This is a genomic window from Limnospira indica PCC 8005 (genome assembly GCF_000973065.1).
GTDB lineage: Bacteria > Cyanobacteriota > Cyanobacteriia > Cyanobacteriales > Microcoleaceae > Limnospira > Limnospira fusiformis.
In genome coordinates this window covers 2185224-2198229 of record NZ_FO818640.1, presented here as the reverse complement: position 1 = coordinate 2198229, position 13006 = coordinate 2185224, and the positions used below count along the sequence as shown (strand labels likewise).

Below are 13006 nucleotides of genomic sequence, written 5' to 3'. Positions count from 1 at the left end.
TCATGGTTTGATGAGAATTAACTACTTTAGTAAACCGCCAGCACCCCTTTTATAAAATCGCTGGCCTATATGATCAAAGCATAGCCTGAGTCCATCGGACTTGGGCTATGTTGTCTGCGAGGAAAAAGTTGGTTTTTGCCGGGGCGGGTTTATTTACAGTTCCAGAACAGCAACCACTAGCCTGTAACATAGAAGCTGATCATCAGAATTCCGCTTTTTCCAAGGTTGAGAAAGGCTAAGAAAAGAACCACCAGACATTCAGGACTTAAAATATAGTCATTGTCTAGTTTAGTACAAAGCTCTGGATCAGTCACGTTTAAGACCAAGCCAAGCTGTTACCGCCCTCTAAAGGAATTTCCCCTTTCCACTTCCCGTAATTATTGCACCAAGTTTTAAACCCGTCAACCTTGACTATTTGTAATGTACGTCTTTGATGGCGAGGCAATGAAGATATGTATGAATAGGGGATAGCATTCAGCCAATCATGACAATGACTATGAATAATTTCATCATCACAATAACAAACTACGTCCATAGGGCCAACTCTGCCAATGTGCTTCCAGGAACCCCTTAAAATCAGTCTATTCTCGTATTCATATCCATTTCCTGTATCACTTAGAGGTATATCAACGATATCCAGAGGTTGGATAAGCCTTCCATTAATCTGAGACATATTTACCGGAATGCGACCATCATCCAATCTAGTCACAGGACGAACCCATTTACCTGTAGATATTTCTATCCCAGCAATACAACGGTCATTGTTCTTCCGAGAATTAGCAAGACAAATTAATTTTGACATCATCCTTACGACTTATAGGATAGGTGATGAATGTTTATATTTCCCCATTTTTGGTTTAAGTATTCAGCAACTAAGCGACGATGACAGTTATGAGGTTTAGCCTCACTGCAAAGCAAACAGGCTCCATGAGCTAAATCTGGGGACAGTTTTTTTTCGATTTGACGCTCCTCCATCAGCGTTAAAAATTTCTGCTCGTATATCGACCAATCTCCTTTTTTCTTTTTGTACTCATCAAGAATATCTTTGGTGGGAGCCAAGTCTAAAATATGCACATAATCAATATCGTTGATAGTTTTCAAGAAATACTCTAAGTCGGCTCTTTTAGCGAATCCCGCCAATTGAGATACGTTATTTAGGCGAGTGTCTATAACTGTCTTAACACCTGCTTTTTTAAGAGTTTCAAAGAAATTTTGTGCGCTCTTTTTAGTGAAACCTATGGTGAATAAATCAACCTTATTTTTCATGGCTATTATCCGGTTCGACATAAGCAATCTCATCCCCCTGAAGTCGATAAGCTTGGCTCAAGCATTCTTCTCTTGTCGGTAAAATTTGGGGGGAAAATAGGGAAAGCTGAACTTCTTGTGAATCGCCAAAATCCCTAAAACCATGCTTGACAAGCATTCTATCTTCCAAATGCTCATGAGATTCTAAATCACCATTCTTGAGGATGTGATTTATAGGGATATCCAAATCCCGTAAGTGCTGACAGACCAAGATGGCTCTGTGACAGGTTAATGGATCTTTTTCAGCACACATCAGCGAAATCTTATGTTTTTTCAAACCTTTCTGAAGTCGCTTAATTCCTTGGTGAAACGCATCTGTGAGGGCAATTCTTTCATATACGGCTTTACCATTGATATAGCAGTCGGGGTTACTAGGTCTTGCACCCAGTTCCCGTCCCAGAAAAACATATTGAATTCCCTCTTTAGCGAGAAACTCTTGTAGGGATGAGCGATTGAAATGTGACAAGAATCGGCTGTAGGGATGTGAACGTACATCAGCAACAGCGGTTACTTGATGCTTTTGGAGCAGGGAGATAAAAGCATCTATCTCATGATTAGAGTGACCGATACTGAATAACTCCATGCTGCTCCTCTGTTGTTACCTAGTCATACCATCTTATATAGTAGGGTTCATCCAGGTATATGAACCGTGGTTATTATGATAGTACAGACGCGCTTGGCTTGTCAATCTTAACCAGTTTCCCAATCAGGTAGAGGGGGGATATCTAACTATTCATCAGACAAGGGCAACTCAGCACAACTGCGATCGCCCTGCCCTATCCCATAACCCCTATGCCATAGGCCATAACCCATAACCCCTATCCCATAACCCCTATGCCATAGGCCAATTATCCCCTGGATTAGCTTCCCAGGGAAAAGCGATCGCTTCTGCAAAGATTAACGGGGAGGTCGAGGCGAAAATTGCCCCCAATGTATTCGCACACGCAGCAGGATTTTGGCACTGGGGAGTTGATAACTCCCCATGCTCGTTTAAACTCAACCTTTATCCTAAGGGCGATTGCGAGACTTCACTTAACCCGATAGTCGTACCGTTACACTCTAAATGCACTCCATTTAGTCTTAGCACATGGGACGATTAGTGCATATCCCTTAGCAACAAAACTTAATTATTGACGGGTTAATCAATAAGCACAACTTAATCAATCTGTCAAATAGCTACATCACCCCCCAACCAGACACCGATAGGTTAACTCCCTTGTGATACCCGTCAATGGCAAGCCTATCGGTTCGTACCTCACCATTGACTGCTATCACGTCGGTCGTTTCCCCAAAGAGTGTTTGTTCCGGTTGGGGGGAGGATATGTTTCAAAATCAACCACGATAGCCGTAGGTAGCCGTAGGGGGGAACCCGCTAGGGAATCAACGTACAAAGATATCAGACCGCCTTTCCGTGGACTAGACCTATAGGGGAAACCATGTGCGATTGCCAAACCTAAACTATCTCCTACCGGATCCAACCCGATACCCACCAACTTCTAATCAACCGGGAAATATCTGGGATGAGAGCGACTACCCACATAATCCTTAGCAAGTCTCCAATCTTTGGTGGTAATCACCCCGTGCGGAAACCGATACCAACATAATCAGTTCACCCCCAAAATCTTAGTCGTAGGTTGTAGGTAAAGCTATCTGTTGGGGGTAAAGTAGTTCTGGGTAATATCTGGACATGATAGGGTAGGCATTCATATAAACTTCTATCAGGCCTGAATATTCAGGCCTGAAACGGGATAGGCTAAATGATTTTTTAACCTTTTTTCGACTTCTATCAGGCCTGAATATTCAGGCCTGAAACGGAAAAATACATAGACACCCCCTACAGTCAGAAACCATAGGGGGCCATTAAGTTATTGGGGTAGCTGTTAGGAGCTAGGGCTTACGCCAACCATCATCATCAATATCATCTCTGTTGATTGGGAGATGAGGTGATTGTTTTTTGCTCTCTAACTGTTGTTTACAGATTATTTGTTCTAACGATTTTTGTAAAAACTCAAATAATATACCTAACTTATGATTATTTAAATCTAGTTTTGATTCGATAATTTTATTCTCCTTGATTATCGCATACGTTGAACACAAGACCACAATTATTATCAAAGCTAATTCAATAATTATGAATCTTTGACAGATTGATACTATATTCATTACATTAATCTCCAAAAATAAAGGGTAAACCATTTAATCCGTTCTAACGGGTCAAATACCGCATAAAAGCTGCTATATGGTGGTGATTCAATTATTTGATATTCATTAAGCCAGACAATCTCACGTTTAACCATCATATTCTGTTTGACATCATTGTATGCGTAAAATTTTAACCAACCCGCCATTTTCCAATAAGTGGAAACCTGGTCAGCATCAAATAATATCCTAACAAATTTACTGCCTGATATATCTGGCAATCGCTTACTCCCGTGTGGGGTATCATCTTCTTGGATAAAATATTGATTGTAAGCTAAAAACCAATTAGTTTCAGATATATCATATTTGTTAGACATTATCTCACCTGCTTGATTACATTATCGTTATCCGTGTCACACCATAAATCACCTACACTTAAACCGATAGGGCTTGTCGGTAAATTACTGATATTACCATTTGTAGATGCTGTGGGTTTACCTAGTGCGTCTAATTTTTGAGATAATTCTTGAATCCCTGCCACTAATAAAGGAACTAATTTTTCATAAAGAATCGTCAGATAATCTATTTTTTTGTCGTCAACTTCAGGGCTATCTGTGTGGTCATTTTTAACTACTTCAACCGCTTCTGGGTAGTGCTCTTGAACTTCTTGTGCGATTAAACCTATTTTGGCTTCTTTGTCACAAAAGCCATGCAACTCTGCTAATTTATTGTATTTGAATTTAATTACATTCAATTTTTTGATTAAATCTAAGCTATTAACATTCTCATTTAAAACAGTTTTAAACCTGATATCTGAAGACCCTTTGACATAATCCCCGCTGTCATTAATGTACGCAATACCTGTGACACCTAGTCGAAATCTAGTATGTATGTTTGAAGAACCTAGACCATGGTCTTTTATGAAATACATTTGATTGTTATATACTTGCATTGTATATGTATTGGGAGAAGCACCTCTCCAAACACTATTTTCAAGAAAATTAATACCATGATATATAAATACTCTAGGATTAGGCTCTGCTTCAAGTAGCATAGAATAATTTCCCTGATAAGAAAACGCCCAGCTATTTCCTCCAACTCTACTATTTAGTACTAAACTTGCCGTACTAGCAATAGACCCTATTCGGCGTATGTCAAACCCCCTCCAAACATTAAAATCAATAAGCATATTTCCATCGGGGAAACTTCCATCAGTCGTAAAAGTTACTGGATTATTTGTTATGTTAAATGTTTTAATTCCGGTTATTGTTTGATTTCCAGAGGTTCTTAATACAGTTGAATCTACATTAATTGTTCTATTAGCTGCTAATGTTCCCCCACCACTTAAACCATCTCCTGCGGTTAATGTAATGTTTGAATGAGTATGAGTTGTAGGTGTTCTAGCATCAGATAATCTACTATCATTACCTTGACAAGCTGTTCCCGCTGTAGTCCCATACGCTACAGCCCATGTAGTAGCAGCACTACCATTAAAATTATTTCCAGTTAATCCTGTACCATTTGTTAATGTATTTGGAGTATTTGCAGTTATCGTTATATTAGCGCTTCCATTAAATGAAGTTCCATTAATAGTTCTAGCTGTTTGAAGTGTAGTTGAAGTTGAAGCGTTACCCACTAAATTACCAGTTATACCAGCGCTACTAAATAAAGCTCGTTGTACACCACCAGTTGTGATTGCTAACTGGTCAGCAACAGGTCGATAAATACCTGTATCTAAATCGCCAGTCCAACTAAAGCTAGGTAAATTAACAGTATCTGAAGCATTACCTAAAAATTTAGCAAAGTCTACTGTACCTGACCCAGTTAAATTAGTCATACCACTATAGCTACCAGATATACTGGCATTTGGTACAGCACCAGATAGATTAGCTGCATTTAAACTGGTAACAGGAATAGTAATATTAGCACTGCCATTAAAACTGGTTGCTGTACCTGTAGCCGCACCAGATAATGCAATTGTTCTAGCTGTAGTTAATGTAGCTGAACTTGATACACTTTTAACTGAGTCAGCAGTATTATCTACGTTACCTAGACCAACATCTCCCTTAATTAAAGTTACAGCGCCTGTCTTACCAGCAACTGAAGTGACTGGAGCAGTAGGCAATGTTGTCCAATTCAAACTACCAGCAGTTGCACCCGCAGTTAGTACTTTACCGTTGTTTGTGGTACCAGTGGCAGGTACGTGTAAATTACCATCTGTAGTTGGGTGAACGTAATTATTTGCGCTTGCAGCAATTCCATTTAACTTAGTCTTGTCTCCCAAAGACATTAAACCAGCGGTGGAAGTTGTAGCAACAGGTATAGTTACGTCAGTACCAGTAGAACTTGTAATTGTTCGAGTGTCACCTGTACCAGAAATAGAAAGGTTAGTGGATTGATGAGGCGCAGAGTTAATAATGGTTGTACCTGATAACGATATACCTGTACCTGCGCTATATGTTGTATTCGGGGGAGTCCCCAGATTAGCGGTGATACCATTAGCGGTTTGGGTGATACTGGTTACAAATGTACCGCTACCAGAGGTAGCTACTGGTAAACTGAAAGTAGTACCACTAAGAGTTAAACCACTACCCGCTGAGTATGTGGTATCCCCTATCAACGCAGCAGCAGGGAGTCTAGCAACATCGATAATACCAGATGTAATATTAGAAGCATCATGATTATGCGGTGTTGGGGGGAACGTAGTTGGTGAGCCTGTCACCTCATTCCACGTAGGCCACCTAGTGGCAGTCGCTGGGATAGATGTTATCTCACTCCAAGCATGGTTGTGAGCACTAGGAGTAAACGTAGTAGGTTTAGAAGTCACTTCAGCCCAAGACGGCCAGCGTGAAGCGGTAGCTGGAACACCTGACGTAATGTCAGCCCAAGCATGAGTATGCGCTGAAGGCGTGAACGTAACGTTGTCGGTTTGCTTGTAACTTCAGACCACGTAGGCCAACGGGTTGCCGTAGCTGGTTTATCCGCCACGTTTGCCCAGTCACTTGCAAAGATAGTCGGTTTGTTCGTTATTTCAGTCCAGCTATGGGAATGAGTAGATGGGGGGAAAGCGCTAGGTTTATTAGTAATATTATTCCAGGATAAATCAGTTAATTTGACTAAATTAGTATTTGAGTCAATAACTGCCTGTACCCTTTCATTGGTTAAATACAGATTGACTTCACCTTCTGGCAAGTCATCGGTTGATTGCCCAAATTTACTAGAATAAATATTAAAGTTAGTCATAATAAAGATTCCTCAAAAAGGGGGATAATCCCCCAACTATTTAATCAACAGTTACAAACTCAACTACAGTTACCGAAATATCTGCAACAGACTCGGCAATAGCTTGTAGTTTACTAGCGCCAATAGTGAGCATAACAGTATCACCCGGCTTCACAGAAAATGCGGCATTAGCTACGGTATTTTTTGTGGGGTCTAAGATTAAATGAACGGGTACATTAGACCGATTTTTGATAAATACATTACGTCCGTTTGTGTTAGCTTTTACTGCCACTAATTCGGCAATTGTATTAGCCGTTAAACTAATGGAAGTTGTAGTAGGTGTGCCCGGTATCTTAGCAGTAATATTGAGAGTGTCTAAATTTAGAGCGCTACTATAAACCGAAAAACTCATAATCACCTACCTCCTAAATAATTCCATTGTAGCCGGTTAGTAAGTGATTGTCTGCTCTAACCCGACAATCTGCGAAACACTATCCTCTGTTATCCCGTAGATACTAGCAGTAGATTTTAACTCGTCATCCCATGCAGTGTTAGGCGGTAGCCATAAACATTGACCTGGTATGCAATTGCTGATGTGTCCAGTCCATGACTAAACCAAACCCCAACGCTACCCGTGTTCTGTAGGTGCAAGCGATATCTGTAAGTATTAGCAGCGCGGATTAGGGTAGGTGTATTGCCTACTGAAATTCCAAAATTTTCGGGTTGGGTTAATGATGGTGTTTTCGGTAATGTGTCTAGTTGATATTCTGCCATACCGAAAATATTAATCGAATCATTATTGTGCAATTGATTTAGACATCTAGCCTTTAACACGGAATGTGAATCTATGGCTAACCCTTCTGTTTGATTGGTAATCAATTCGATTAATAAATTTTCGGTATGGATTCCCCCATAATAAGGGAGTTTTACGATACCTAGATTTAACCCGTTTTCTGTGGCTAGGTTCCAATAAAATATCTGTAAGTCTATAGAACCTTGTAACACATCTTGTTTCTTTTCCCATCTTTGGTAATAACTATCTTCTGGGTAAATCTTGGGTATTTGTGATTGATTGATACTAGGGATATAACACCTAGCGTTCAAACTAGAAACATAGGCATAAGCAGTAATATCGTAACGGAATCTATCAGTTATCAAACCTTCTAAAATTGCGCCATTAAATAACTCTACAGCGTTATTCCAGTTACTAGCATTAATTTCCGTAGCAATATTTTTAATTCCTCTCATGAATAGTCCTCAATTATCTTGTAATATTATATAATATTTCTAAGTTATTAATTAGTCTCATGTAGTTACTCGGTATGGTGAAAGATAGTATCAGGTCAAGTACGTCTAAAAATGTTGGTAGGTCTGGCGGCGTAAGTTCAGGTTTAGCGGGAGATTTAGGCGACCAGACATCTTCAGCAATGGACTTTGGTAGGGGTTTGCCGTATGCAAGAGAAAGAGATAGAGCGGGTATTCCAGGATTGGTAAATCCTTGGGACCCAATTGCTAGGCTACCGCGTGGAATTAATCCAGAAGACCATGGCAGGTGGAAACGAGAGGATGATGCGAGGCGAATAGATGAGGAGTATCGGCGACGTGATGTCAAAAAAGAGGCAACCGTTAAGGAACCGCCAAATAGAGATGAACCAAAGGGAGGCAAAAAACCTAAGGGAGGTAGTAGTGGTGGAGGCGGTAGTGGTCGCAGCTTTGGGGGTCCTAATTCAGGCGATAAAATAGATGATGATAAAGGAGGTGAACCGCGCCGACCAAAACCGGGAAATGGTGACATTATTCCAGACCCACGTGATTATCCTGTTGACGATGATTGCGGTTGGCAAGTGATGATTTTTTGGAGAAAAACATCTAGTTATAACATAACCCGTAAATCGATTAGTACAGGAATGGTTTATTACATTTGGAATAGTTCTTATTCTTATCGTGTGAATAAAATAAATGGTGAGAATCCTGATGACGGATTTGTGATTGAAATAGGGGTTGAGAGAGCTTACACTATTTTTGATGGTGATAATGAACGCAGTGGGACTGATTCACATCTCGTAAAAATCCATCAATCACCATTTTACTGGATGAGCCCTAGTAATGAATGGTACAGATTCGCTAAACCCGAAAGGTGCTTTATAGTGAATGATGGCAACGGGAATACGCACAGATACTATTATGAAAATTACTGGCTCAGTTTTGAAGGAGAAGCGATAATAGATATAATCTGGACACCGTATCCGTCGGAATTTTTAAAGGTAATAAACCTGTGGAAATCACCCTCTCACGACAGACCTAAAAAAGATTATCAGTCAGGGGTTTATTATCCAGATTCTCGTAGACACGGTAACTTTTCGCTCGTAAATGGTTCTTTTTGGTTTCCTATCAGGCCAACGAGACCATCAACAATGACCTCTACCACGAGTTGGGAGGAACAGACAGTCACGCGTAATGATGCATATGAATTAGATGTATACTCTGATTGCGGTGATTACCCTGTCTCATTGCCAGTTGATACCATTGGAATACCAGACATGAACGAAGAATGTTGCGGAATGATTAGAAGGATTTATGAGTTTTTAGACCCTGAATCTTTCCCGGCTGAAATGCCAGAAAAAATAACAGTTAATGCCGAGAATCCAGAAAATAGAATTAAACGAATAAACACATTACCAGAATGGCTGATGTACAGGTTTGACATCGATGACGAAAGATGGGGTGAATTTGAAGTTAAAGTAGAGATTGATGATGTCAATCTCATGACCAAAGCCGAAGAAAAAGCCGAAATCAAGTTACCTAATCTAGCCGAAGCTATCGCCGAAATATTTGGGATGGTGATGGAAATTGCTATTAGTCACCAAGTTACCCAAAATGCTGTTTTAACAGCATTACACGAAGCAGGTTTAGCTCATGCTGCTGCTTTTAAAGCAGGTAGAGAAGTGTCGGAGATAATCGACTATTTGGGTTTTGCTACCGAGGAAAAATATGAAACAATTAAAACAGCATTTACCCCGGAGGCTGATAATTTTGAGGAGCTACTGGAACCTAACGAGAGTAAAGTTAAGATTACAAATCAAAAGGACGCTAAGGAAACATTACAAACAACATTAAATCAAATCAAAGAAATATTTGCTATTGTACGCGCTCAAGGCACTTTACAGGTGAACAGTAATGACCCTGCAAAGGACATATTAGCTGACTTAACGCGGTTATATGATTCAATGAAAAAACAAGATGATATCAGGGAACAGGAAACAAATAAAGTACAGGAATTGTTGAAAAAAGACTTTCCTGATATCAAAATAGAAACCGAATTGATTGATGGCGATAACCCACTAAGAGGGACTTTGTAATGGTTGCCAGAAGTGCAAGAATGCTAAGGAGGACTCGTAGCTTGTCTAGTCGTCAAACCCGTAGCAGTATAGGTAGAAATGGCGTTAGACAAGTTAATTTAGCCCAAAGAACATCTACCCAGGAAATGGGTTGGTTTGGCAAATTATGGGCTAAAGTTACCGGTAAAGTTGTCGAATGGGGCAAAAGTTTTGGTGGGTGGCTATGGGAAGGAATTACTAAGTTTTTATCTAACTTTAGCTTTGAGAAAGTAGCGAGATTTATTACCTCTAATTGGGATTCTTTCTGGAATTTTAATTGGAATATTAGCGATAGCGATATTGATAAAAACATCCAAAATATTGCCGGACAATTTATAACCACCACGGCTGGGTTTTTAGGTAATATGGCTGGGAAATTAGTATGTGGTGTTTTACCAGTAGCAGGTCTCGCTTTTATCAATAAAGCGGCTGCTATGCACGTAGCATTAAGCAAGGGGCCTGAAATGCTTATGGAGGTATCTACAGCATTCGGCTCATACGTTAAACAGTCATTTAATATGGCTATGAAAGCAATAGCATGGACGTTATTTAAACACGGTAGACGGGTTGTTAAAATGTTTTTAACAAAAAGCCCAACAACACTAGCAAGGACTGTCACTGGAATGATTCCCGGCGGTAAATCAACAATTGAAAAGTGGGGTGATGAGAAAGGTGAAGAATGGAGTTTCGGGAAACAAAGAAGAGAAGCTAGAGAGAAATTACCAGAAAAATATGATGGTAATATAAACACTATCTGGAACCAAGACAGTTCCGAGGAATTCTGGGATGAGTTTAGTTTAGCGATAACTGTAAAGAGGCTATTGTATTAGTCGCTCAAGGTTTGGATGAGTATATTGCACTACAAAGAATAGAACAAAATAGACAACAACAATTAGTTAACGCCGTGGTAGAGACTGGTGGAGAAAGATTCAGACTTGTGTCATCTTTGAGAAATTTACAGGAAAATGTTGCGAGTACATTAGCTCAAACTGAAATACTAGGGAATAGGGATATAGGTCAATTTGTAGGGTCAGGTGATTTTCAGGAAATCAGTACATCAGCTAATCTTAAAATACAGTTAACTTTTGTTTTGTACAACTACGAAAAACCACCGTATTGGACTAAAGATAGGCGTTCAAAACTACAAAAAACTCAAATAGAGTTACCGTCGGTCAATAGGGATAAAATTACGTGGGATAGGTTACAAAGGATATTTACTCAACCCAGTAAATCAGCCTTTACTAAAGGGAATATCAAGGTTACTTGTACTATGAGCAATGGCAGAAAATTCTCGTTTTTTGTTAATGAATCAAGCAAAAACGAAGCTGAAGCTCTATGCAAAGAGTTAGTTGACTTAACTGACGCTAGGATAGTTTACCCTATTACTTTTGAGGAAAGAAAAGGTTTTGGTAGTAGACAAAATGCGAAAAGAATTACAGAGAGTAAAATGTATATCAGTGAAGTGAAAATACTTAACTGGGAATTAATTGATAAATTTGAACAAGCTAAAATCGACTTAGGGGAGGCTAGTGTTTTAGCAATGTATCAAGACCCTAGAAAAGCCAAAGTCAAAATCCCTCTACATTTTGAAAGAAAACCGACTTGGGTTGACGATGCTATCAGGAAAGCTACCAGAACGTCATTAGAACTGAAAACAGGAAACAGACCCCCAACGTCAACCTAATTATCTGATGATTGTTGGTAGTTGATATTGCCTGGGATGGTAGTCATTACCCACATACTTAGACATGGTTAAACTGGTAGTTAGCGTAATGTTGGTATTGGTAGCGTACTGTTGAGTTAAACGAAACAGAAGCTACATATATGTAGCAGCTTTTGAGTTTAACGAAACCACCATAATCAGCGAATATACTGCTATAGTCTAAATATTGAATTGAGTAAAAATAAAACTATGGCTACTAAGAAAACGCTAGGCGCTGCGACACTGGAAAACCAATTACTTGAAATTATTGAGCAAACCCAACGGATGCAATCTCTTGCAGCAAACAATCCTGATGGTGCAACCGTTGTCACAAGTTACACCCGTAATATGGCTACCGGTCTTGTAACCGTTTCATTGTCAATTCCAACAGATGATGTTTTAGACCCTACAGACGGTAGTATTGATGTAATAGCTACAGAGCTATTTATTGATTAATGGATATCGGGTAGGTGTTAATATCATTATTTTGCCTACCCTAGCTTAGATAATCTAGAAAAAAGGAAACTAATATCATGCCTTTAGTTGACGCATGGAATAAACACAAAGAAGGCTGGACGGCAAAGTTAGCAACAGCCAAGGGTCCACACCTAGGCAGGAGTTTAGTAGTTGAAGTTCCAGTGGATGCAACTTCAAAAATAGGCGTACCTATGCCTATGCTTTTGCTTCACGTTTTAAGTGGAGGTTCAGTATCTAATGAACCAAATGAGGTCAGGGAATTAACCATTTGGAGACCACCTGTTAGTAATACTTCCACGCCTAATGCTAACAGACGTAATGTCCTAAAAGGAACTCGAGTAAGAGCATACAAGAAGGCTGAATACACCCGTTTCTTTGTTGAGGCCCCGGTTAATCCTGGCTATTGGCGCAAATACACCCAAACACGGGTAGGTGAAAAAATACTGAGATTTATCAGTATTAAAGCGCCTCCTATCGTTTCTGTTAGTGGCTTGTTATATGTATTTGCTCACTATTTTACTATCAAGCCAGCATCATTAAGAACCTATAACAGTATGTTCAGAATTCCTAGTAGCGAGGGGCTTACCCTAGCTAACTTAGGTGAATTAACTGTTGGGAGAAGTGAAGGCGAAAATCAAACACGAGGTGACATCCCCGCTGATGCGCCCTCGTCATCACCTGGTGGTAAAAATAGCACTAAAAGCTAAACCGCCAAAAAGCAAACAAAGTAAACTAACCACTATTTTTTTAGATAGTGGTTTTTTGTTTGAGTTGTCTGTGGCGA

Annotated in this window: 11 protein-coding genes and 1 pseudogene; 5 read left to right on the top strand and 7 right to left on the bottom strand. The window is 39.7% G+C overall.

The features are described from left to right. Positions 1 to 316: 316 nt before the first annotated feature. The 7 genes and pseudogenes from XZ46_RS09645 to XZ46_RS09600 form a co-directional block, all read right to left on the bottom strand. On the bottom strand, positions 317 to 805 hold the full coding sequence (locus XZ46_RS09645) for a dual OB domain-containing protein (protein ID WP_228116526.1): 489 nt from the start codon (positions 803 to 805) through the stop codon (positions 317 to 319). Between the two features lie 2 nt (positions 806 to 807). Then, positions 808 to 1266, bottom strand: coding sequence for a DUF488 domain-containing protein (locus XZ46_RS09640; RefSeq protein ID WP_048895033.1), 459 nt, complete (start codon positions 1264 to 1266; stop codon positions 808 to 810). Next, positions 1256 to 1888 carry a DUF488 domain-containing protein gene (locus XZ46_RS09635; RefSeq protein WP_006626224.1) on the bottom strand — a complete coding sequence of 211 codons (633 nt, stop codon included), beginning with the start codon at positions 1886 to 1888 and terminating at the stop codon, positions 1256 to 1258. Before XZ46_RS09635 ends, XZ46_RS09640 begins: the two co-directional genes overlap by 11 nt. A gap of 1579 nt (positions 1889 to 3467) precedes the next feature. Next, the gene (locus XZ46_RS09625; RefSeq protein WP_048894879.1) at positions 3468 to 3821 is read right to left on the bottom strand and encodes a hypothetical protein; all 354 of its coding nucleotides are present in this window, start codon (positions 3819 to 3821) and stop codon (positions 3468 to 3470) included. Beyond that, a pseudogene (locus tag XZ46_RS36465) lies at positions 3821 to 6687 on the bottom strand (tail fiber domain-containing protein). Before XZ46_RS36465 ends, XZ46_RS09625 begins: the two are co-directional and overlap by 1 nt. Positions 6688 to 6727: 40 nt before the next feature. Continuing rightward, positions 6728 to 7078, bottom strand: a complete 351-nt coding sequence (locus XZ46_RS09605) for a hypothetical protein (protein ID WP_048895030.1) — start codon at positions 7076 to 7078, stop codon at positions 6728 to 6730. Positions 7079 to 7194: 116 nt separating this feature from the next. Continuing rightward, a complete protein-coding gene (locus XZ46_RS09600) occupies positions 7195 to 7914 on the bottom strand; it encodes a hypothetical protein (RefSeq protein WP_228116525.1) in 720 nt (239 codons plus the stop codon). 74 nt (positions 7915 to 7988) lie between these two features. Between XZ46_RS09600 and XZ46_RS36460 the strand changes: the two genes are divergently transcribed. The 5 genes from XZ46_RS36460 to XZ46_RS32185 all read left to right on the top strand — a co-directional run bounded on the left by XZ46_RS36460 (position 7989) and on the right by XZ46_RS32185 (position 12929). Further along, positions 7989 to 10025, top strand: coding sequence for a hypothetical protein (locus tag XZ46_RS36460; protein ID WP_228116524.1), 2037 nt, complete (start codon positions 7989 to 7991; stop codon positions 10023 to 10025). A gap of 41 nt (positions 10026 to 10066) precedes the next feature. Beyond that, the gene (locus XZ46_RS36455) at positions 10067 to 10873 is read left to right on the top strand and encodes a hypothetical protein (protein ID WP_228116523.1); all 807 of its coding nucleotides are present in this window, start codon (positions 10067 to 10069) and stop codon (positions 10871 to 10873) included. A gap of 11 nt (positions 10874 to 10884) precedes the next feature. After that, the gene (locus tag XZ46_RS36450) at positions 10885 to 11727 is read left to right on the top strand and encodes a hypothetical protein (protein WP_228116522.1); all 843 of its coding nucleotides are present in this window, start codon (positions 10885 to 10887) and stop codon (positions 11725 to 11727) included. 228 nt (positions 11728 to 11955) lie between these two features. Continuing rightward, on the top strand, positions 11956 to 12201 hold the full coding sequence (locus tag XZ46_RS09570) for a hypothetical protein (protein ID WP_008055306.1): 246 nt from the start codon (positions 11956 to 11958) through the stop codon (positions 12199 to 12201). A 77-nt stretch (positions 12202 to 12278) separates the two neighbouring features. Then, a complete protein-coding gene (locus XZ46_RS32185) occupies positions 12279 to 12929 on the top strand; it encodes a hypothetical protein (protein ID WP_082113528.1) in 651 nt (216 codons plus the stop codon). Positions 12930 to 13006 lie beyond the last annotated feature (77 nt).

Bases quoted from the DNA above. Each gene is read 5' to 3' on its own strand.
- XZ46_RS09600 (WP_228116525.1), bottom strand. From the start codon at position 7,914: ATGAGAGGAATTAAAAATATTGCTACGGAAATTAATGCTAGTAACTGG.
- XZ46_RS32185 (WP_082113528.1), top strand. From the start codon at position 12,279: ATGCCTTTAGTTGACGCATGGAATAAACACAAAGAAGGCTGGACGGCA.
- XZ46_RS36460 (WP_228116524.1), top strand. From the start codon at position 7,989: ATGGTGAAAGATAGTATCAGGTCAAGTACGTCTAAAAATGTTGGTAGG.
- XZ46_RS09635 (WP_006626224.1), bottom strand. From the start codon at position 1,888: ATGGAGTTATTCAGTATCGGTCACTCTAATCATGAGATAGATGCTTTT.
- XZ46_RS09570 (WP_008055306.1), top strand. From the start codon at position 11,956: ATGGCTACTAAGAAAACGCTAGGCGCTGCGACACTGGAAAACCAATTA.
- XZ46_RS09645 (WP_228116526.1), bottom strand. From the start codon at position 805: ATGATGTCAAAATTAATTTGTCTTGCTAATTCTCGGAAGAACAATGAC.
- XZ46_RS09625 (WP_048894879.1), bottom strand. From the start codon at position 3,821: ATGTCTAACAAATATGATATATCTGAAACTAATTGGTTTTTAGCTTAC.
- XZ46_RS09640 (WP_048895033.1), bottom strand. From the start codon at position 1,266: ATGAAAAATAAGGTTGATTTATTCACCATAGGTTTCACTAAAAAGAGC.
- XZ46_RS09605 (WP_048895030.1), bottom strand. From the start codon at position 7,078: ATGAGTTTTTCGGTTTATAGTAGCGCTCTAAATTTAGACACTCTCAAT.